The organism is Bacillus sp. MHSD_36, from assembly GCF_030757775.1.
Lineage (GTDB): Bacteria > Bacillota > Bacilli > Bacillales > Bacillaceae_G > Bacillus_A.
Window position 1 is genome coordinate 132,550 of the sequence record NZ_JAVBIS010000003.1, and the last position, 19,602, is coordinate 152,151.

At 36.7% G+C, this 19,602-nt stretch carries 20 protein-coding genes and 1 tRNA gene; 11 read left to right on the forward strand and 10 right to left on the reverse strand.

The window, feature by feature from the left end:
• Positions 1 to 3 precede the first annotated feature (3 nt).
• Positions 4 to 426, reverse strand: a complete 423-nt coding sequence (locus tag Q9B79_RS13750) for a hypothetical protein (RefSeq protein WP_306185077.1) — start codon at positions 424 to 426, stop codon at positions 4 to 6.
• 199 nt (positions 427 to 625) lie between these two features.
• Between Q9B79_RS13750 and Q9B79_RS13755 the strand changes: the two genes are divergently transcribed.
• The 3 genes from Q9B79_RS13755 (at position 626) to Q9B79_RS13765 (ending at position 3,106) form a co-directional block, all read left to right on the forward strand.
• Positions 626 to 1,960 (forward strand): FAD-dependent oxidoreductase, encoded by a 1,335-nt coding sequence (locus tag Q9B79_RS13755; RefSeq protein ID WP_306185079.1) that lies wholly within the window; start codon positions 626 to 628, stop codon positions 1,958 to 1,960.
• A gap of 100 nt (positions 1,961 to 2,060) precedes the next feature.
• Positions 2,061 to 2,549: a GNAT family N-acetyltransferase gene (locus tag Q9B79_RS13760; RefSeq protein ID WP_306185081.1), complete on the forward strand. Its 489-nt coding sequence runs from the start codon at positions 2,061 to 2,063 to the stop codon at positions 2,547 to 2,549.
• Positions 2,550 to 2,695: 146 nt separating this feature from the next.
• On the forward strand, positions 2,696 to 3,106 hold the full coding sequence (locus tag Q9B79_RS13765; protein WP_306185083.1) for a DUF3908 family protein: 411 nt from the start codon (positions 2,696 to 2,698) through the stop codon (positions 3,104 to 3,106).
• A gap of 30 nt (positions 3,107 to 3,136) precedes the next feature.
• Here Q9B79_RS13765 and Q9B79_RS13770 read toward each other — a convergent pair whose 3' ends face one another.
• The 6 genes from Q9B79_RS13770 to odhA all read right to left on the reverse strand — a co-directional run bounded on the left by Q9B79_RS13770 (position 3,137) and on the right by odhA (position 13,628).
• The gene (locus Q9B79_RS13770; protein ID WP_306185084.1) at positions 3,137 to 3,727 is read right to left on the reverse strand and encodes a class I SAM-dependent methyltransferase; all 591 of its coding nucleotides are present in this window, start codon (positions 3,725 to 3,727) and stop codon (positions 3,137 to 3,139) included.
• 92 nt (positions 3,728 to 3,819) lie between these two features.
• Complete coding sequence (locus tag Q9B79_RS13775; protein ID WP_306185086.1) at positions 3,820 to 5,361, reverse strand: SagB family peptide dehydrogenase; 1,542 nt, start codon at positions 5,359 to 5,361, stop codon at positions 3,820 to 3,822.
• Between the two features lie 16 nt (positions 5,362 to 5,377).
• The gene (locus Q9B79_RS13780) at positions 5,378 to 7,327 is read right to left on the reverse strand and encodes a TOMM precursor leader peptide-binding protein (RefSeq protein ID WP_306185088.1); all 1,950 of its coding nucleotides are present in this window, start codon (positions 7,325 to 7,327) and stop codon (positions 5,378 to 5,380) included.
• Positions 7,324 to 9,243: a putative thiazole-containing bacteriocin maturation protein gene (locus tag Q9B79_RS13785; protein WP_306185090.1), complete on the reverse strand. Its 1,920-nt coding sequence runs from the start codon at positions 9,241 to 9,243 to the stop codon at positions 7,324 to 7,326. The genes Q9B79_RS13780 and Q9B79_RS13785 overlap by 4 nt, the downstream gene beginning before the upstream one ends.
• A 123-nt stretch (positions 9,244 to 9,366) precedes the next feature.
• Positions 9,367 to 10,626 (reverse strand): 2-oxoglutarate dehydrogenase complex dihydrolipoyllysine-residue succinyltransferase, encoded by a 1,260-nt coding sequence (gene odhB, locus Q9B79_RS13790; RefSeq protein WP_000569897.1) that lies wholly within the window; start codon positions 10,624 to 10,626, stop codon positions 9,367 to 9,369.
• A gap of 134 nt (positions 10,627 to 10,760) precedes the next feature.
• Entirely contained in the window at positions 10,761 to 13,628 is a 2,868-nt protein-coding gene (gene odhA, locus Q9B79_RS13795) for a 2-oxoglutarate dehydrogenase E1 component (RefSeq protein ID WP_306185093.1), read from the reverse strand.
• 841 nt (positions 13,629 to 14,469) lie between these two features.
• Here odhA and Q9B79_RS13800 point away from each other — a divergent pair.
• The 7 genes from Q9B79_RS13800 to Q9B79_RS13830 all read left to right on the forward strand — a co-directional run bounded on the left by Q9B79_RS13800 (position 14,470) and on the right by Q9B79_RS13830 (position 17,418).
• Positions 14,470 to 14,679: a helix-turn-helix transcriptional regulator gene (locus Q9B79_RS13800; protein ID WP_306185095.1), complete on the forward strand. Its 210-nt coding sequence runs from the start codon at positions 14,470 to 14,472 to the stop codon at positions 14,677 to 14,679.
• Between the two features lie 2 nt (positions 14,680 to 14,681).
• A complete protein-coding gene (locus Q9B79_RS13805) occupies positions 14,682 to 15,059 on the forward strand; it encodes a permease (RefSeq protein ID WP_306185097.1) in 378 nt (125 codons plus the stop codon).
• Positions 15,060 to 15,087: 28 nt separating this feature from the next.
• Complete coding sequence (locus tag Q9B79_RS13810) at positions 15,088 to 15,270, forward strand: DUF3976 domain-containing protein (protein ID WP_306185099.1); 183 nt, start codon at positions 15,088 to 15,090, stop codon at positions 15,268 to 15,270.
• A 134-nt stretch (positions 15,271 to 15,404) separates the two neighbouring features.
• Positions 15,405 to 15,761 (forward strand): hypothetical protein, encoded by a 357-nt coding sequence (locus Q9B79_RS13815; protein ID WP_306185100.1) that lies wholly within the window; start codon positions 15,405 to 15,407, stop codon positions 15,759 to 15,761.
• 57 nt (positions 15,762 to 15,818) lie between these two features.
• Complete coding sequence (locus Q9B79_RS13820; RefSeq protein WP_306185101.1) at positions 15,819 to 16,037, forward strand: hypothetical protein; 219 nt, start codon at positions 15,819 to 15,821, stop codon at positions 16,035 to 16,037.
• Between the two features lie 81 nt (positions 16,038 to 16,118).
• On the forward strand, positions 16,119 to 16,664 hold the full coding sequence (locus Q9B79_RS13825) for a hypothetical protein (protein ID WP_306185103.1): 546 nt from the start codon (positions 16,119 to 16,121) through the stop codon (positions 16,662 to 16,664).
• A 157-nt stretch (positions 16,665 to 16,821) separates the two neighbouring features.
• A complete protein-coding gene (locus tag Q9B79_RS13830) occupies positions 16,822 to 17,418 on the forward strand; it encodes a hypothetical protein (RefSeq protein ID WP_306185106.1) in 597 nt (198 codons plus the stop codon).
• Between the two features lie 64 nt (positions 17,419 to 17,482).
• On the opposite strand, the gene Q9B79_RS13835 is transcribed toward Q9B79_RS13830, so the two are convergent.
• The 3 genes from Q9B79_RS13835 to Q9B79_RS13845 all read right to left on the reverse strand — a co-directional run bounded on the left by Q9B79_RS13835 (position 17,483) and on the right by Q9B79_RS13845 (position 19,003).
• A tRNA-Val gene (locus tag Q9B79_RS13835) sits at positions 17,483 to 17,555 on the reverse strand.
• Between the two features lie 189 nt (positions 17,556 to 17,744).
• Positions 17,745 to 17,969, reverse strand: a complete 225-nt coding sequence (locus Q9B79_RS13840; RefSeq protein WP_249709213.1) for a hypothetical protein — start codon at positions 17,967 to 17,969, stop codon at positions 17,745 to 17,747.
• Between the two features lie 278 nt (positions 17,970 to 18,247).
• A complete protein-coding gene (locus Q9B79_RS13845) occupies positions 18,248 to 19,003 on the reverse strand; it encodes a class I SAM-dependent methyltransferase (RefSeq protein WP_306185109.1) in 756 nt (251 codons plus the stop codon).
• A gap of 365 nt (positions 19,004 to 19,368) precedes the next feature.
• On the opposite strand from Q9B79_RS13845, the gene Q9B79_RS13850 reads away from it, so the two are divergent.
• Positions 19,369 to 19,596: a hypothetical protein gene (locus Q9B79_RS13850; RefSeq protein WP_306185111.1), complete on the forward strand. Its 228-nt coding sequence runs from the start codon at positions 19,369 to 19,371 to the stop codon at positions 19,594 to 19,596.
• Positions 19,597 to 19,602 lie beyond the last annotated feature (6 nt).

Genomic DNA, 19,602 nt, shown 5'->3' on the forward strand with positions numbered 1-19,602 from the left:
TGGTTATTTAGCTGGAATAGGATCTCTCGAGAAAAAGATATGAAAGAGGAAAGTGACTTTGCTTGCTCCACCTGATGTACGTGCTTGCACATCAGATAACGCGCTAGATGTTAAAGCAGCTTCAGAGCGAGGAGGAACGATTATTTTTAGAGCATCATCTGATTCTGAGGATATAGTAACTGTTATTGTATCCTCAGAAAAATTTAAAATTTTAACAGTACCAACTGGGAAGATGGACTTATTAGCGTGTGATGCGGAAGAGAAGCGAGAGGATTTCCAAATAGTTTGTGAGAAAGTGTCATTGTCAGATAACCAAGCACGAGCGCTGTATAAAGTTGTACTAATGGTAAACTCTTGCTCAAGTGGGAGGGCGGGTTTTGGTTCTCTTGGTTCTTCTGGGAGCTGGGCGAGAAGGCCGGCACACATGTATGTTTCACCTACTTTCGATTGTTACTGTAATAGCATATTAAACATGTTATTTATAAGACACGACGGCTACCTATTCAGGCATAGGTTTGTGCACCAAATTTGAAGATGAAATGCTCTTTCTTTACAATGGAAATAGGTGTTATTTCTGAAAAATATGGAAAACGTAAAGAGTATGTAGAAAAGAAGGAGTGGTAAAGTGAACTATGTCATTATTGGCGGAGATGCAGCTGGTATGAGTGCAGCTATGCAAATTGTTAGAAACGATGAAAATGCAAACGTTGTAACGTTAGAAAAAGGTGAAATTTATTCGTACGCGCAGTGTGGATTACCGTATGTCATTAGTGGTGCTATCGCTTCAACGGAAAAATTAGTCGCGCGCAATGTGAAGACGTTTCGTGATAAATACGGCATTGATGCGAAAGTACGACACGAAGTAACGAAAGTAAATACGGAAAAGAAAATCGTGTATGCAGAGCATACGAAGACGAAAGATATTTTTGAATTTCCGTACGATCGATTATTAATCGCGACTGGAGTACGGCCTGTTATGCCAGAATGGGAAGGTCGAGATTTGCAAGGTGTTCATCTTTTAAAAACAATTCCTGATGCTGAGCGCATATTAAAAACGTTAGAAACAAATAAAGTTGAAGATGTAACGATTATTGGCGGCGGTGCAATTGGACTAGAGATGGCAGAAACATTCGTCGAACTTGGTAAGAAAGTAAGGATGATTGAGCGAAATGATCATATCGGTACGATTTATGATGCGGATATGGCTGAGTATATACATAAAGAAGCAGATAAACATCATATTGAAATTTTAACGAATGAAAATGTAAAAGCATTTAAAGGAAATGAAAGAGTAGAACAAATTGAAACCGATAAAGGAACGTATAAAGCAGATCTTGTTTTAGTATCGGTTGGAGTGAAGCCGAATACTGATTTTCTTGAAGGAACAAATATACGTACAAATCATAAAGGGGCAATTGAAGTAAATGCATATATGCAAACGAATGTGGAGGACGTATATGCAGCTGGTGATTGCGCAACACATTACCACGTTATAAAGGAAATTCATGATCATATCCCACTCGGAACGACTGCGAATAAACAAGGCCGACTTGCAGGACTGAATATACTTGATAAACGAAGGGCCTTTAAAGGTACGTTAGGTACAGGTATTATTAAATTTATGGATTTAACGCTTGCAAGAACAGGTTTAAATGAAAAAGAGGCAAAAGGACTACATATTCCGTATAAAACGGTCAAAGTAGATTCTACAAATATGGCGGGTTATTATCCAAATGCGAAACCACTTTACTTGAAATTACTATATCGTTCTGACACGAAACAATTATTAGGCGGACAAGTAATTGGAGAAGAAGGTGTAGATAAACGGATTGATGTGATTGCAATGGCACTTTTCAATAAAATGAGCATTCACGATTTAGAAGATGTTGACTTAAGTTACGCACCACCATATAACAGCGTTTGGGATCCAATTCAGCAAGCGGCAAGGCGAGCAGAATAGCACTTTTTAAGTGCTATTTTTTTCGTTAAAGGGGAATCATCATTTTTGGCGAAAGAAGCGAATTGGAAATAGTTATATATAGGGAAGGGGATCATTAAAAATGTTTGTAACACTTCAAACAGTTCAAGAATCAGAAAAAGAAATATTACGTAATTTGTATGCACTATATCTTCATGACCTCTCTACATTCACACTTAATATAAAGATTGGGGCAAATGGATTTTTTGAATACGAAGATTTGTACATGTTTTGGGAAAATGACGGAATTACTCCGTATTTTATTAAAAGTAATAATGATATTGTAGGATTTTTATTACTATTGGAACGTCCATTTTTGAAAAAAGAAAATGACTTTTGTATTCATGACATTTTCATATTGAATCAGTACAAAGGAAAAGGAATCGGTAAACGAGTTATTGAGCATTTATTAAAAGAGAAACGAGGACAGTATGTCGTTATTGAACTTGTGAAAAATGTACCAGCTGTTTCTTTTTGGAAGAAAGTATATAGGGAACTAAACATTGAATTTGATGAGAAAACACAGTTAATCGATGATGAAGAATGTCTCGTTCAAACGTTTAAAATATAATGAAATGGATTCTTTTAGTATATTACTTTGAAATTTAACTTTATTTTGAATATATCTTTCACCCTTGAAAACATAGTACGTATCGCTTATATTGTCATATAGTATTTATTTTAAAACAAAGCAATGAACGAACCAGGGGGCGCAGTATGGCAATTAATATGAAAACAATCGAAGAATGGATTGCTGAATCAAACGCAAGACATGAAGAAGACTTTGGACACGTTATTGAAGAGATGAAAGAAGTATGTGTCGGACTTGATAATGCGACATTAATTTATACGAAAAATGTATTTTGTTTCGGTAAGAAAGTAGAAGTATTGTTCTTCTTCCAAGACCATGTCGTAATCGGACAAGAAAAAGAAGAGTATATTGAGATTGAAAAATTAAAGTATGATGCTATTACACATAGTAACTTAAAAACAAATGATAAAAATACAACGCTAGAATTAAAGTTTGCTAACGGACAATCTATCAATTTAGATAGTTTAAATGATAACTACGGTACGAAAAACTGGTTATTTGCGAGACAAATTAAGAGTATTTTTAAGTTAATCTAATGAAAAAGCAGACCTTAAAAGGTCTGCTTTTTACTTGTTTCCTATTACACAAAGGCATCCTCTTTCTTCGTAGCATTTCACGCTTGTAAAACCTGTTTTATAAAATAGGTTTATTAATTCTTCAGTCGTTTTATATTTCTCCATATGATATTGAATTTTGAAAATTTCAACCACTAATAAAAAGGATCCGTTCGGCTGTAGGACGCGAAATACTTCTTTTATATCTTGTTCCACATCAGGCCAGAAGTAGTGTGTTTGAAAAGCGGTAATGAGATCGAAGAAGTTTGTAGGATAGGGAATAGAAGAAACGCTTGCTTGTTGAACAATGACTTTTTGTTTTTGAACATCCTTTATATTCATCTGTATAGAATTTTTTACAGCTTGGTCGGAGTAATCAATTCCGTATATTTTCCCATGTGGAGTTCGTTTTGAAAGAGTGTGTATCGTTTTACCGCCGCCACAACCGATATCTAATATGATTGCATCTTTCTTTATATATACTTTCTGTAGTGCCCAATTGGTTAGTCTCGTATGTGCACTGTTCATAATACAAAGCATGGAAGAACCAATTGTCCCGCGAGGATTTTTTGCTTGCTGGATTAATCGTTGTAAAATGCTCAAGTTAAACTCTCCTTTTATGTAAGAATATATACTCATTTCGCTTTTTATAAATTAAGTCCTTTAAAAAAAGCACGCCGTACACCGGCGTGCTTCTAATTACGCAAATCCCCTTTTAACCAATTCCGCGCCCGATAAGCTCCAACAGGAATTTGAATGAGAGACGTTTCATTTCCAGTATTTATCCTGTACAACTGATCACATGAATTTGTATCAAAACTAAGTAAAGGATGCCCAGCCATTCCCATTGCGGTCGCTGCAAAAACGAGTTTATGAACGAGTATACCAGCTTCCATTTGGTGAATACGGTATCCTCTATAGTTTAATGTATTTGTATAGTAATCTTTCTTTCCGACTACATGTAGGCAAAGTGGTACTTGAAAAAGGTTTACATTATCCATCGTCATGCTAGATTGAAGGGGATAACGAAGGTCTCCATATCGAAGTGGTTGTATGGAATGCGTTTTACTGTTATATGAATAAGCACCGTTTTCTATATCTTTTACGTTATAAAAACACCCATATAATGAGACGCGTGCATTTTCATTTACATACTTACCGTCAAGGTCGTTGTAATAAGGGAAGGAGAGGCTCGCTTCTTGTAGTAAAGTAGCGAGCTCGGCTGCATCCCATTTCGTTAAAGTAAAGTCAGCATCAGGGGAATACCGTTGTTTACAAAGTTGTAAGAAATCGTATGATAATCGCTCTACTTTCGGTAGTTGTACAGCGTGTGCATGATGTTGATAGTGCTCTTCATGATGTAGTGTTTGGAAGTGCGCTGTCGATTCGATCATAGAAGCTTCATTTATTTTTGTTATCATCGGATATTCATTTACATGTTTTGAGCGAACGAAATGTTCATGTGCTAACGGCGGAATTTGCTGTAACAACTCATGGGAAGTAACGGTTTTATTTTCACGGTAATCATTGTGAAACCAATTCGTTTGCGGTTCTGTACTTAAAGGAACGACAGCATACACGCTTTCTTCGCCTTCTGACAGTCCGAGTAAATGATTGATTGCCCGGTCCAGAAACTGAAAATATACGCCATTTGTGTAACCGAATTGTTTGGCACATTCAAGTAATTGTCCGATGAGAACACCACTATCTAATCCTTGAAGTCGATATGAAAAGTTATTGTATTTAAAGTAGTTTTTCCAAAACATAGTGGATACGAATGCAGCGCCAAAACAAGACTGTATGTTACAACGATTGCCAAGTGCTTCTGTAATATAAGAATCGAAATTTCCTTCGCGAAGTAAAATAAGTCGGTGGTGCGCAGCGTCGTAATGGTAAATACCGTCTGGATAATCGTCAATCTTTAAATATATATACAATTCATTTGGATATAAAGCACCGCCTGAAGGGATAGATCTTCGGAATAAAATTTTCTCGCTATTTAGCTGACATAACTGTGTTAAACCAAATGAGATCCAAAGGTAATGACCAATCTCCTTTAAAGTAGGTGTAATAGAAGAGTTAGGTAAAGATAATGGGATTTCTAAAGAGAGTGGAATGATAGGTACATTTCGATATAGTTTATAAGGAAGCGGTGCATCTTCCCAGTCCACTTCCTGATTCGGCATAATTTCATCGATAGAAAAATGGAGATGATGTAAAAAAGTATCCAGCTGCATAGAATCCCCTCCTTTACTATGGAAACGGATGCGGATGTGGATTTAATTGTTCATTCGTTAAAGGTTCATTTGTATATCCAAGTGTCATCGGCACAGTATACACTCTATCCAGCCCTGTAACCCGAGTGAGATGGTGGCCGAATGTCATCGGTAGCATGCCTGGAATAATGACCTTTACACAATGTAATCCGTTTTTTTCTATAAGAGGTACTGTTTGATCTACAACGATTACGTCAAGTCCAGATTGCTCTAGACGGTTTAAAAGTTGATGAAGATCGGATGTTAAATCTAGATCAACTGGTTGTAATACATTCATTTCTTGGAACGATTGCACCGGAGCATCGTCACGTAAAAGGAAGTGAAGACGTTCTTCTGCTTCTTTTAATCCGTACAGCATACTATGGTCTCCCATTTGGCTAACGAGATAAGGGTCCTGTAAGCAGTTTTCGTAGTGCTCTCTTTTTTGTTCAAGCTCATCGTCTGTTATAAGTAACATGCCTGCTATTTCGTGAATGGCACTCTTTAAAGCGCGGACTGGGTCCAAATGAGAGCCTCCAGCGCAAACAACGTTCATTCCATTTTCACGCGTATTTTTCGCAATTACCCATAAGCTTGGGATGCCATGTTCCATCGTTGCGTTAAAAGCATGCAATTCATAACCGGTAATCGTGTACAGCCGCTGAATCATTAATTGTAATTCCGTATCATTTGCTGAACTAAGATCAAGACGGGGAAGAGGTAATTCGGCATACCAAGTGAGCAAAAAGGCGTCACGCTCTACAACTTCTAAAATGCCGTGAAAAATGGCTTCTTCTAAACTACCACCAATGGCACATCCATTTGATGTTTCATATACGTAAGCATCTCGATGACCGAGGCTATAATAAGCGATTGATTCAGGAACTAAAATTGGCCGGTTTTGTGACAATGAATATCCCCATACCCAGTTTTGTTCATAGTCAGGATCAAACGGTTTAAATGGAAAACCATCACGATTATAATGTTCATTTGTATGAACACCGAGCGTAAGGGGATTCAGTGCATAATCCTCTAAATCATGAAAACTACCATGCACATTCGTCTTTTTCCCTCGAGGTGACATACCACAATATCGTTCTAAACCTTCTAAAATAGCAGTTGCTTCACTTATTGCAAATGAAAGAGTTCGGCCTGCAACGCCTTCATTTCCAAACAGTAACGGCATGTTTATAATAACGTCAGCAAACGGTAATAAAGAATGTTGCATTTTTCCATTCAACATACCGACTCGGTAATCTAAATAATCTCTCGTTAAAAATGTGTTTAGTTCATGAATGGAGCGACAGCGATACGTTGCATCACTTGTTTTTAAGCTCGGTTGTAACGAGATCACTGCTGCATCTGCCGTGTCATCAGGTAAATTGCTACATACGGGGCAAAGCGGATCTGGAAGAAAAGAATGCCGCGTACATTGCAGTGTTTGTAAGTTTAGTAAAATGAGCTCATTTTCTAAAGAAGAATACTCATGAGCTAATATCTTCTCTGTTTCTGCGCAAATAAGATGGCACATTTGTAACATGCCATTTTGAGTGGCACGTACATCACGCCTTGTTACATTATCTGTCTTTAATGCATATTTCCGCTGTAGTTCCCACATTTCTTGTTGATCAAAGCCAGCGATAAACCGGCGTCCATCAGAACAATGGGAACAGCCAGTTGAAGAGGGATGAATGTAAGGGCCGATAATACCTTCACCAAATGAAGTAAACCCGCGTAGCCACGGAATATGATTCGACCGAAAAATAAGCTCAGCATCATGATGAATAGCAGAAGGAGAGCCATCATGTAATACGAGAGCGAATGCAATGTTTTCAGGGAGTTCGTCTGTAAGGCTATGTTGGCGAATGATAGAATATTGTTTGCATAGTTGATCATGTACATAGTTTGCCAGAAGGCCATCTCCTATAAGCAATATATTTTGAGTCATAGACTATCCTCCTTTGCAATTAATACCCCGTACACACCATTTAAGTTTTCTTTCAAAAATGATTCAATTGCTAAATCAAACACGAATGGATAATAATTATGTTCTTCTAAATGTTGTAAGGCAAGCTGTACAGATTGCGTGCTTGGAATTTCTTCTTCCGGTTGTATTTCTAATCTAAAAGAATCCGTGTCATATAAAATAATAGAGGATTCAGGCAAAATATTAGCTCTGTATGGAGTCTCTTCATTTTGAACGTGAAGAAGGGATAGTTGTAGTGCGTTTCGTAACGCTAACGTTGTATTAATATTAGATGCCCCGTACCATCGATCATGTATACCGACCCAAACGACTGGAAAGCTGAGAATCTCTTCACTTACTGCTATTTTAGGTGCTTCATGAATTGTAGCGAGAGCATCGTAATAAAATCTACAATGTTTATCATGAATTTCGGTTAAGTCGACCGTCGTAATTTCTTCTAGCATATATGACTGCCGCTCATACAATTTATTATTTAAATGTTGTTGTAGCGCCCGGTATACACCTTCTGTCATTGTTTCCCCAGCGCCAATACCGATATCGTTATGTTCAGGAATAAGGCGGTGCATAATTTCTGCTACATATGTTTCAATTCCTGTTAAACCAGCTTCTCGGCGCGCTTCATTATGAGTCAAACCACCACAAGTCATAAGAGGCAGGAGGGAAGCAGGACCATCTGATAGTGGAGTAGCTACTTGAATATGGCATTGTGATAAAGGTAATTGATGTAAATCTTCTTCATCCCATACGTGGAATATACCAGCTTCTTTAGAAGTTAATGAATCGAAAAAACGGAATAAATCAGTTGAAGTATGTTCGTTGGACCGATGCTCAAGTTGTGCAGAAAGGTTTTCTATTGTATCAATTGTAAAACTTTCATCGGTTGCGAGAGGATGTTTTATAAAAGGATGCCATGTCCCTTCGAGTGTTTCATAGTTTAATAAAAAGAATTGTGGATTCTTTTCTCGATGTGAATCATTAGCAACATGTTTAAATAATTCAAAAACGATTATATTTGCTAACATTGCAGATGTAACTGGTGAAAATGATGCTGATGAATGTTCCTCTTGTAAAGTTGTTTCATGTAGCCGGTGCCACGCGGATTCCCAGCATTCTTCTCGATTAGCTGTTACGACAGGACCAGCTATACCAAGTGTTGATAAACAGACGGCTGGTATGAAATTCTTTCCTATTTCTCTACAAATCGTATGAATTGCTCTTAAGCCTTCAATATCTCCATTTTGAGAAACGTACAAAATCCAGTCGAAAGGCTCGAACACTTCATGCAGAGGTCGATCAATGGTCGTATCTATTTCTTGAACAAGTACAGTATCATCAACTTCATGGGCAAGTTTTACTAGCTCATGAATACGGTCGTAATTTGTTTCCGTATAATCTGTCACAAGGTAATGAAAGGTCGGTAATCCGGATTCTAATAAAGAAGAAACTAAGGAAGTAAGCATATCACCAGAACCAATTATAAGAACATTTGCTGTGCGGTACGTTTCGAATTTTAGAGCACCTGAATGAGAATCTGCTTCTAAAAATTCAATTTGCGAAGCATATCTATCAAGTAATGCGCTGTTTAATTCATGAGGTGCATCTTGACTTACATCACGGACAAATCCATTTGTATATAAAATCTCTCCAATTTCAAGCACACGATTTTGATAGGGAAGAGGGAGACCATCTGTAATTTCTGCTAAAGAATAATTACCGTCAAACATCGGCATTAATTTTTCAATCCAGTTATAAATTCCGTCACCGTCCATACGAAATGAACTGGCGTTATTTCGAAAATAGACACCCCCGTTTGAGTCGGGGAGGAAGAAAGTATCCTTATTTGCTTTAAGTTTTGCATGAATTGGAAGGTTACTCATTTTAATCCTCCTTACGTTATAGGCATACATTATTAGCTTATGTCATGCAATTTGTCCCGTATGAACGCAATAAAAAAGGCTGTAGAATGATTATTCTACAGCCTGTAATAGATTATTAATCTATCAACCTTCTAATAATAATGATTTTGGATCTTCAAGCATATCTTTAACAGCAACAAGGAAGCTAACTGCTTCTTTACCATCAACGATACGGTGATCGTAAGATAAAGCGATGTACATCATTGGACGGTTTTCCATACGTTCTGCATCAATTGCAACAGGACGTACTTGGATTTTGTGCATTCCTAAAATACCAACTTGTGGGCTGTTTAGGATCGGTGTTGACATTAGAGAACCGAACACACCACCGTTTGTAATTGTGAATGTACCACCTTGTAGTTCTTTTAATGAAAGTTTGTTGTCACGTGCTTTTTTACCTAATTCACGAATTTCGCTTTCGATTTCAGCGAAGTTTAATTGGTTCGCATCGCGTACAACTGGAACAACTAATCCATCTGGAGCTGCTACTGCAATACCGATATCATAGAATTTTTTAATGATAAGCTCGTCGCCTTGAATTTCAGCATTTAATAATGGGAATTGTTTTAATGCTGCAACAACTGCTTTTGTGAAGAATGACATGAAACCAAGACGTACATCATGTTTTTTCTCGAAAGCGTCTTTACGCTCTTTACGTAATTCCATGATTGCAGTCATATCAACTTCGTTAAATGTTGTTAACATTGCAGATGTTTGTTGAACTTCTACAAGGCGTTTTGCAATTGTTTGACGGCGGCGGGACATTTTCACGCGCTCAACTGGTTTTTCAAATTCAGTTTTTGCAACTGGAGCAGGAGCTGGACTTTTTGGAGCAGCTGGTGCTTCTTTTGGTGCTGCAGCATGAGCTTGTACATCGTGTGGTCTCACACGTCCAAGTGGATCTGTGCTACGTACGTCGTTTAAGTCGATTCCTAATTCACGAGCCATTTTTCTAGCAGCTGGTGATGCAATAGGACGGTTTGTATTTGGTAAACCTTGTAGAGTTGCAGTTTGTTCAGCACTTGGTGCCGCAGCTTTTGGTGCTTCAGCCGTTTCTTGTTTTGGTTGCTCAGCAGCCGGTGCAGGTGTACTTACTGCAACTGGTGCTCCATTTGCATCTAAAATAGCGATAGTTGCGCCAACTTCAACTGTATCCCCAGGTTCGCCTAGTAACTTCGATACAATACCTGAATCTTCTGCAATGATTTCTACATTGACTTTATCAGTTTCAAGCTCAACAACGCTGCCACCTTTCTCAACTTTGTCGCCTACGTTGATAAGCCATTGTGAAATAGTTCCTTCTGTAATAGATTCTGCAAGCTCAGGTACTTTAATTTCGATCATTTTAAATGTCCTCCCCTTATTTGCCTAACGGTGTGTTTTTTCTTCTTTTGTCTTCGGTAATCTCCATTTGTTAGCCGCCCCCTGGGCAGAATATCTGCCCAGGGGAACAAGCTAGAAACCTTCATTGTTACTTTTTAGTTGCTGAAAACTTCAATTTCTAGTTTATCTTGACGGAAGTTATACTTCACGTCTAAAGCGTGAGCAACAATTAATTCTTGCTCAGCTTTGTGAGCGAATGGATCGCCACCAGATGGGCTAGAGCGATCTGGGCGTCCAATATAACCTGTTTTCACTTTATCTCCAGCTAGTTCGAACAGAATTGGAGCCATGTAATGCCATGCGCCCATATTACGAGGTTCTTCTTGAACCCAAATAATTTCTTCTAAGTTTTTAAAGCGTTTAATAATAGATTGAACTTTCTCAGCAGGGAATGGGTATAGCTGTTCAATACGAACGACATGAATTTCATCTAAGCTGTAGTCATGTTTACTAGACTCGATTTCTGCTGCTAAGTCAATCGCCATTTTACCTGTGCTTAAAACAAGGCGTTTTACTTTGTTTGGTTTCGTGCCAAGGTTTTCTTGTTCTAGAGCAGGTTGGAAACGTCCTTCGCTTAACTGACTAGCAGTTGAAAGCGTAAGTGGGTGACGTAATAAACTCTTCGGCGTCATCAGCACTAATGGTCGAACAGCTTCTGTTCCTAAGATAGATGCTTGACGACGTAAAATATGGAAGTATTGTGCCGCGCTCGTTAAGTTGGCAACTGTCCAGTTATTCTCAGCAGCTAACTGTAAGAAACGCTCTGGACGTGCACTAGAGTGCTCTGGTCCTTGGCCTTCATAACCGTGTGGTAATAGAAGAACTAAACCAGATTTTTGACCCCATTTTGCTCTTCCTGCTGAAACATATTGATCAAATAATGCTTGCGCAGTATTTGAGAAGTCACCATATTGCGCTTCCCACATAACAAGCGTTTCTGGAGCGAATACGTTATAACCATACTCGTAACCAACAACAGCAGCCTCTGATAACGGACTGTTATGAACAGAGAATGAAGCGTTAATGTTTGGTAAGCGATGTAATGGTGAATATGTTTCATTTGTATCAGTATCGTGTAATACGATGTGACGATGCGCGAATGTACCACGCTGTGAATCTTGACCAGTTAAACGAATTGGTGTACCTTCTTGTAAAATAGAAGCGAATGCTAATGACTCAGCAAGTGCCCATTCAATTTTACCGTTCTCTTCAAGAGCATCTTTACGACGTTCAAGAATTTTCTTCACTTTCGGATATACGTTAAAGCCTTCTGGCCAAGATAGTAGACCTTCATTAATTGCACGAAGTGAGTCAAGCTCAACACCAGTATCAATTGACTGAATGCCCTTTGCAACAACATCTGGCACTTTAACGTGAATTGTTGCATCGCTCGTATCAGCTGGTGGTACTTGTGCATAGTCAGATTTTAATTGTTCTTGTGTAAACTGAGTAATTGTTTCAATCTCATCTGCATTTAGAACACCAGCAGCTTGTAATTGATCTGCATAAATTGCTCTTACAGTTGGGTGATTTTTAATCTTTTTGTACACTTGTGGTTGTGTCACTGCTGGGTCATCCATTTCGTTATGACCGTAGCGGCGGTAACCAATTAAATCGATTAAGAAATCTTTTTTGAATAACATGCGATATTGAATCGCAAGATTAGCAGCTGCAAGACAAGCTTCCGGATCATCAGCGTTCACATGAACAATCGGAATATCGAAACCTTTTGCAAGGTCGCTTGAATATTTCGTAGAACGAGAATCATAGCTATCAGTCGTAAAACCAACTGCATTGTTTGCGATAACATGAATTGTTCCGCCCGTTTGGTATGCGTTCAATCTGCTTAAGTTCAACGTTTCAGATACAATACCTTGACCAGGGAATGCAGCATCACCATGAACTAAAATTACGAATGATTTTGAAGTATCTTGTTCTGGAAGACCAGACTTTTTACGATTTTCTTGAGCCGCACGTGCAAAACCTTCTACAACAGGATTAACGAACTCAAGGTGACTTGGGTTATTTGCTAATGTAACGCGAGTGCTAACTTCTTCGTTACTAACGACTTGTTCTCTACCTAAATGGTATTTCACGTCGCCAGTCCAGCCAGAGTTTGCCACTGCGCCTTCTATTTTTGCATGTTTGAATTCGGCAAACATGTGACTATATGGTTTTTCTAATACGTGTGCAAGTACGCTTAGGCGACCGCGGTGAGCCATACCAATCATGACATCCTCTACGCCATTTTTAGCACCTTCTAGCACAATCTCATCTAGAACAGGTACAAGCATATCAACGCCCTCAATAGAGAAACGCTTTTGCCCAACGAATGTTTTATGCAAGAATTGCTCGAAACCTTCAACAGCTGTTAAACGTTTTAAAAGAGCAGTTCGTTTTTTATTTGATAGTGGTTGACGCAATGAATTTGATTCCACCATTTGATGCAACCACGCGCGTTCTTCACTATCTTGTATATGAGAAAATTCATAAGCTAAAGTTTGTGTATACACTTCTTTTAATCTATGAATTACATCAAGTGCAGTGTGAATACCCTCTGGTGCATCTTGCCATACTGCCTTAGCTGGAATCGCTTTCAAGTCAGCATCGCTCAGTTCGTTCATTGCTTTCTCAAGAAGAGATTGTCCATTTGCAGCATCTTCCATCGGATTGATGTGAGCTAACGTATGCCCGAAAGAACGAATCTGTTCAACAAGCTGAACGACTTTAAGAATTTTTTCGATGTTCCCTGTGTTTTGAGGAGAAAAATGTGTTGCTGTGTTGTCCCCTGTTACGACATCATCTTGAAACGAAGGAGCTCCAAAAATTTCAAAAAGCTCTTGTAATTCCGGATCAACAGAACCTGCTCCAGTTACGTAAAGATCATACTGCTCAATAACATAACCAAGGTTCGGACCGTGGAACTTGGCCCAAGGGTTTGTCGTTGTATTCTTCCTCGTCATTTGTTTAAACCTCCCAATGCATATAATCCTTTTTCCATACAAAAAGGTGCATTTTGCTCTTTTCAATAATTGATGAACCAATAATCAATGTAAATGTTTTCTTTACTCTTATGTTATTACAATAATTTACATAATACCAAACACTATTACTTATCTGTTTTGTAAAAAAACATTCACAATAACTTATCACCCAAGTTAATCTTTCATGTTATAAAGTAATTTTACAGAAAAATGGGGTGGATATATTTGGTATACCTATACAAACGACTAAAATTGTTGCATGTAAATATAAGTATAATAGTTAGAATGTTTTGATAAAAATGAGTTCGAATTATGTATATTGAAATAATAAGCGCTTTCATTGATATTATACAACAATATAACGGGATATAGTATAAAAAATAAAAAATTATGAATTTAGAGTAAACTTTATTTAGATAGTGTTAAATATTGAAAGGAAAGTGAAGGATTTCTACAAAAAAAGTTGCTAAACATAAAAAATGCTTCATAAACAGTTAGTTTCTATAAATATGACGAAAAACACTGTAAAACCAATAATGCATTTCGTGGAATAAAGAGAGAAATGAAATGTTTTAAAAGGATAAAACAAATATGGAGATATTAAATTTAAAAAAAAGAGAGGAGGAGATATAGTAACAGTTATTTACATTGCTCCATGTTTCATTACAAAATAGACGTACTGAAATTCAAAAAGTTTCTTCTATATAAATAGCGTGAATAATAATTAAAATGAATGTAAAGGAAACTTGACGTAAAGGAAACTTGACGTAAAGTTTCCTTTACGTATATACTCGGTATAAGGGAGGAGGGAGAAAATTCCTTGGAAAATAAAATGGTCGAATACCGAAAAAAATTTGGACTATCTCAAGAAAAATTGGCTGAGAAACTTGGCGTTTCCAGACAAACCATCATTTCAATTGAAAAAGGAAAATACGATCCATCACTTCCGTTAGCATTTGAAATAGCAAAAACATTTCAGACAACGATAGAACATGTATTTATTTATGCAGGAAAAGAAGGGGAGGAGTAAAGATGAATTATTCACAAAAGTACTTCGTAATTATGGGGATTATTTTTCTATTTATGAGTGGATTTATGATACTAACAGGTGTAATGACGCATTCGGCACCACCAGAAGCAACTTATCCATTACTTGGTATGATGATTATGTGTTTTTGCCTAAGTTATTTACACCCACAATTTAAAGAAAAAGACGAGCGCATGAAACTTATTCGTTATAAAGGGATGTTCGTGACCTTTTTTGCATTAACAGCGTATTATCTTCTTTTCTCTATCGGCTTAAACTTAAAAATACTTACACTATCTGCTACTGAACTATTGAACATACTTATGGCACTTACGATGAGTACCGTCTTTATCTCATTTGTTGTTTTAGCGAAAAGATATTAAGATGGAAGAAAGAAAGGAAGATTAACATATGCAAATGTTGTATGCTTTTGGCATTGGGCTTGTATTATTTTTAGCCGTATTCTTATTTATTCGTAAAGACGTTCAAGGTGGGACGTTAACGAAAAGAGGCTTTTATAAAATGATCGGCTGTTTAGTTGTTATGTTTATAGCGATTATCGTCATGATCGTTTTAATAAATCGGTCACTATAGAATGTAAAAATGTAACCTTACTTGAGTAAGGTTTTTCCTTTTTATATAAAACCCTAAAAATTCTACTAAATCCATTTACTACATATATTGGGTATTATATAATTTGATAAAATGATAGTTAGGGAGCATATTATATGAATAAAAAAACTATCTTCTTTTTAGTAACATGTCTACTACTTGCTAGTATTACTTATATAATATGTAACAAACGAGAACAAGTGCCACCTATGTTAGTATGGGAGGGTCAGGAATACTACGTAACGAATGAACCTGCCGAAGCTGAAAAAGTCGGGCAAAGGATCGGAGAAGTTACAAAGAAAATTGAAACAAGTAAAAAGCCTATTAAAAATAGTGAATCCAACGTATTACAAGAAAAAACAGAAGTATTCATAATCATAGAAGAAGAAAAAAATCCTCACTCACCTTTAATCATAAAGGAGCCTCATAGTGACGAATATAGGGTAGTAAGACCGATGTTAAAGGTACTATAAAGTGAATAGGAGATTCATATGTAGATAGTAACTTCATATCCATGGTCGTTAAGAAAAATGTTTGTTTTTTTCCTTTGCTTCATCCTTTCGCCAATTGGTACGATGTATATTTTGATGAATAGAGAAGCACTACAAAAGAGAGATTTCATTTTATATGTATTATTTGCTGCTATTAATATATCGCTTATGATCTTTGAGCGGAATATGTGGATGGTAGCGGGGTATTATGTACTTGGAGCAATTGTAATTGTTTTTTCGAATATGAATAAGAGATAAACCAGCGACCTTAAAGTTGCTGGTTTTTATTTTGCTATTTATAATGAAGAAACAAATTTTTAATAGAGAGTAGTGGGCGTTATGAGATGGAAAGAGGGAACGTTTGAAAAAATAGAAATGAATGACTCATCTGTTGAGCAACTCATACATATATTCAAGGAGCAAAACGTAAATGGCGGAGCGGTTATAAGCTGTTTTAAAGTACATAATGAAAATTTTTTCAAAGAAATACCACATTCGAAAGAGGGACACGAACACTTCTTTAGAAGAATCGTTAACTCTTTAGATATAATACATAGCTTAGAAGAGCTAAAAATACATACGTCAGAAAAATATAAGTTTCGTTTTAAAGAGCAGCTGGCAGTCATGCTTGATGGTAGCATTGCCGCGCAAATTTTGTGGGGCGGAGCATATGAAGCGTTTAAGGAACGACCAGTTATCGCAAAGCAATTAGCAGTCAATGTATGCCAATATATGTTCCAAGATCGATACGAAGATATTAAAGTGTTCCAAAGCTACCGCCCTTGGACAGAATGGTTTTACGATGTTGCGTGGGATGTTACTTGGATGGTGTTAGATAGTAAGGAGCAGAAAATGTGGCTCATTTGTGCTACGGATACGGATTGATAGAGGAGGGCCTTGTAGGAATGCTGCAAGGCTCTTTATCTTTTGGGAATGAATAGAAAATGAATCATGTAAATGCTGTACTAAAAAATGTTTGTAATGCCAGTTTCATACTATTATATAGTGGTGACTTACTAGAAAAGATAAGAGGAGAATAAACGTGAAAAAGATACAGAAATTATCGCTGTTAATGATGGTAGTAGGATTAACAGTCGGTGTATTAGCAGGATGTGCAAATCCGAAAGATACAACGGAACAATTTTTAACTGCGATACAAAAAGGTGATGTTGAAAAGGCTCGTACATTTGTTGGGAGTGACAAGGAATTTAATAAACTAAATGAAAAAACAGATGATGCTGAGGCAAAAGCAATGCTGAGTGCAATTACGAAAAACTTTAAATTTGAAAAGCCTGAAGAAGTATCGAAAAAAGATGACAAAGCAGAAGTGAAAGTGAAAATTACATCTGCCGATCTATCCGTTGCTGTAACAAAAGCAGTGGGAGAAGTTATGCCAATGGCCTTTGCTAGTGCCTTTAGCGAAGACAAAGAGCAATCTGAAAAAGCAATCGAAAAAACAATGACATCAGCAATCGTCAAACACTTATCAGATAAAGATGCAATCATGGCAACTCGCGAAGTTACATTGAACTTAAAGAAAAACAAAGATGGCGACTATAAAATCGTTGCAGATGATAACTTGAAAGAAGTATTATTTGCCAATGCGAAGTCTTTGGAGAAGATGTTTGGTGGGAAGTGATTAGCTTAGATAAAAAAGAGAAACCATATCACGTAGAAGGTTGATATGGTTTCTCTTTTTTTTATGACCCCGGAGAGGCTCGAACTCACGACCTCCACCCTGTCAAGGTGGCGCTCTCCCTGCTGAGCTACGGGATCTTCAAAAATACTTATGTAATAGCATCTTTAATCATTATGTTAAAGCAATTATATATAATTAACCGAAAATTTACAATGTTTTTATAGTAATCTTTTGAAAGGAAAGAATTTGGAATCAAGTTAGTAGTGTATTAAGGAATATATAAGTAGAAAGTTTAATTAAAGGTGGATTCGAATAAAGCGGTTATATTATTTTTTTCGATACCAATCTAAAGGACCTTCATCACTCAAATCAACAAGAAAAGGTAATAAGAAGTGTAAAGGTAAGCTTAAAAGTTCTGGCATAGCGTTTATTGTTTTCTTTGATAGGTATTGCCTTCCGAAACAATACGGACAATCTTTTTCAAATGTCACGAGTATCGACCATACATCTTTTACTTTCCATTTCGTTTTACAATACGTACAGTGCGCCATGAAGTTCCTCCTCGGTTTTAGGTATTTTCTAATATATTCCATTTCGTTGTACTAAAGTCAAGTGTATTTCGTGTGATAAAATGTGAGTTTTTTATAAAGAGATAATAAAGCTATTACATTTCATCACCTAAAACAAGCATACCCCCGTTCTGAATTTAGGACGGGGGGATGCTTGCTTAATTTTGAATATAGTGTACTGCATTATGAATTTAAGGTTTATGCAATGATCACGCTCGATTGGTAAGGGCTGATTAAAGTTTCACTTTATGTCCGGCTGTTTACACATGGCCCATATAACTTCGCGTTAAGTTTGGGAGAATAATTTTTCCATTCTTACTGTATTTGTCGAATAACTCTGATAGGAGAAGAACAAAGTTTTTATACTCTTCATCATTTTTTTTCGGAGCATAGGAAGCTGATAGATTTCTTCCTAAAAAACCTTCATAATCAAAAAGTAAATCATTTTGATATTCTTTAAACTCGTACTTTCCATCTTTAAAAAAGCTGTTAAACATTTCTGGCGTTTCCTCAATTCCACCGCTAAATCCTTTGAAATTCGGGCAGGTTTTCTCGCAAATGTCTGCATTTTCTTTAATAATGGGACTAGTTACATCTCTACTATTCCAAACAAGAGCAACATTTGCTTTTTGTTTCAAAATTCGTTGGCATTCGATTTTGAAAGCTTCTTTATCAAACCAATGAAATGCTTGAGCAACAGTTACTAAATCTACACTATTTTCTTTTAAAGTGGTATGTTCGGCAGTTGCTTTTATGGATTGAAAACGAGGATATCGTTTTAACGATTGTTCTGCCATTTTTCTCATGTCATCATTTGGCTCAACTCCAATAACATGTAAACCACTTTCAAGTAGCTGACGGCTAAATATCCCCGTACCTGAACCAATATCGGCCACAATCTGATTCTCATTTAGTTCGTTAGCTGAAAGCAAATACTCAATATATTCATTGGGATAACTAGGTCGATATTTCGCATATATATCGGCCTTGTCAGTAAAATTTTCTGTTGTTTTCACCGTACTACCTTCTTTCCAGCAATATTATGTATAGAAATAGGAACCAAATAGTAATTTCCGCATCAGTCTCTAAGTCTACAACGTAAAAGTTCATCTAAATGGAGCTGCCTTAGTGCTCTTATTCAAATTATACTATTTTGCGTGATATCTTCCAAAAGAGCATAATTTTTTATTCATCTAAATGGTCTAATTGTTGAATACTATGACCATTTGTATATCGCACGAGGTTTATGGAGGATAAGAGATTTCTATGTTTAATGTCCAAATTGGCCAATATATCCTTTTTACAATTTACTTAAAATCATGTATAACAGAGATACAAGATTATTTTATAAATATTCAAGAGTAGAGGGAGAATTATTGTAATGGTTAGGAAAACGTTCAAGATGCGTGTATCTAGAAATAGAACGATTTCGATTAATGGATCAATTCTTGATGTGGATGTTACACATGATGAGTTTTTACACGAGTTTGTTGAGTGGGTTGATTCTAAAGGTTGGTCGTTTATGGGGATGACAGATGAGATTACACCTGAGGAAGCTAGTCAAAAATTAATAGATTCATTGATTGATGAGAAGGATAAGAAAGAATAATTCTTT

Bases quoted from the DNA above. Each gene is read 5' to 3' on its own strand.
- Q9B79_RS13825 (WP_306185103.1), top strand. From the start codon at position 16,119: ATGAGATGGAAAGAGGGAACGTTTGAAAAAATAGAAATGAATGACTCA.
- Q9B79_RS13760 (WP_306185081.1), top strand. From the start codon at position 2,061: ATGTTTGTAACACTTCAAACAGTTCAAGAATCAGAAAAAGAAATATTA.
- Q9B79_RS13750 (WP_306185077.1), bottom strand. From the start codon at position 426: ATGTGTGCCGGCCTTCTCGCCCAGCTCCCAGAAGAACCAAGAGAACCA.
- Q9B79_RS13840 (WP_249709213.1), bottom strand. From the start codon at position 17,969: ATGGCGCACTGTACGTATTGTAAAACGAAATGGAAAGTAAAAGATGTA.
- Q9B79_RS13820 (WP_306185101.1), top strand. From the start codon at position 15,819: ATGTTTGTTTTTTTCCTTTGCTTCATCCTTTCGCCAATTGGTACGATG.
- Q9B79_RS13805 (WP_306185097.1), top strand. From the start codon at position 14,682: ATGAATTATTCACAAAAGTACTTCGTAATTATGGGGATTATTTTTCTA.
- Q9B79_RS13780 (WP_306185088.1), bottom strand. From the start codon at position 7,327: ATGACTCAAAATATATTGCTTATAGGAGATGGCCTTCTGGCAAACTAT.
- Q9B79_RS13810 (WP_306185099.1), top strand. From the start codon at position 15,088: ATGCAAATGTTGTATGCTTTTGGCATTGGGCTTGTATTATTTTTAGCC.
- Q9B79_RS13785 (WP_306185090.1), bottom strand. From the start codon at position 9,243: ATGAGTAACCTTCCAATTCATGCAAAACTTAAAGCAAATAAGGATACT.
- Q9B79_RS13775 (WP_306185086.1), bottom strand. From the start codon at position 5,361: ATGCAGCTGGATACTTTTTTACATCATCTCCATTTTTCTATCGATGAA.
- Q9B79_RS13765 (WP_306185083.1), top strand. From the start codon at position 2,696: ATGGCAATTAATATGAAAACAATCGAAGAATGGATTGCTGAATCAAAC.
- Q9B79_RS13815 (WP_306185100.1), top strand. From the start codon at position 15,405: ATGAATAAAAAAACTATCTTCTTTTTAGTAACATGTCTACTACTTGCT.
- odhB (WP_000569897.1), bottom strand. From the start codon at position 10,626: ATGATCGAAATTAAAGTACCTGAGCTTGCAGAATCTATTACAGAAGGA.
- odhA (WP_306185093.1), bottom strand. From the start codon at position 13,628: ATGACGAGGAAGAATACAACGACAAACCCTTGGGCCAAGTTCCACGGT.
- Q9B79_RS13850 (WP_306185111.1), top strand. From the start codon at position 19,369: ATGGTTAGGAAAACGTTCAAGATGCGTGTATCTAGAAATAGAACGATT.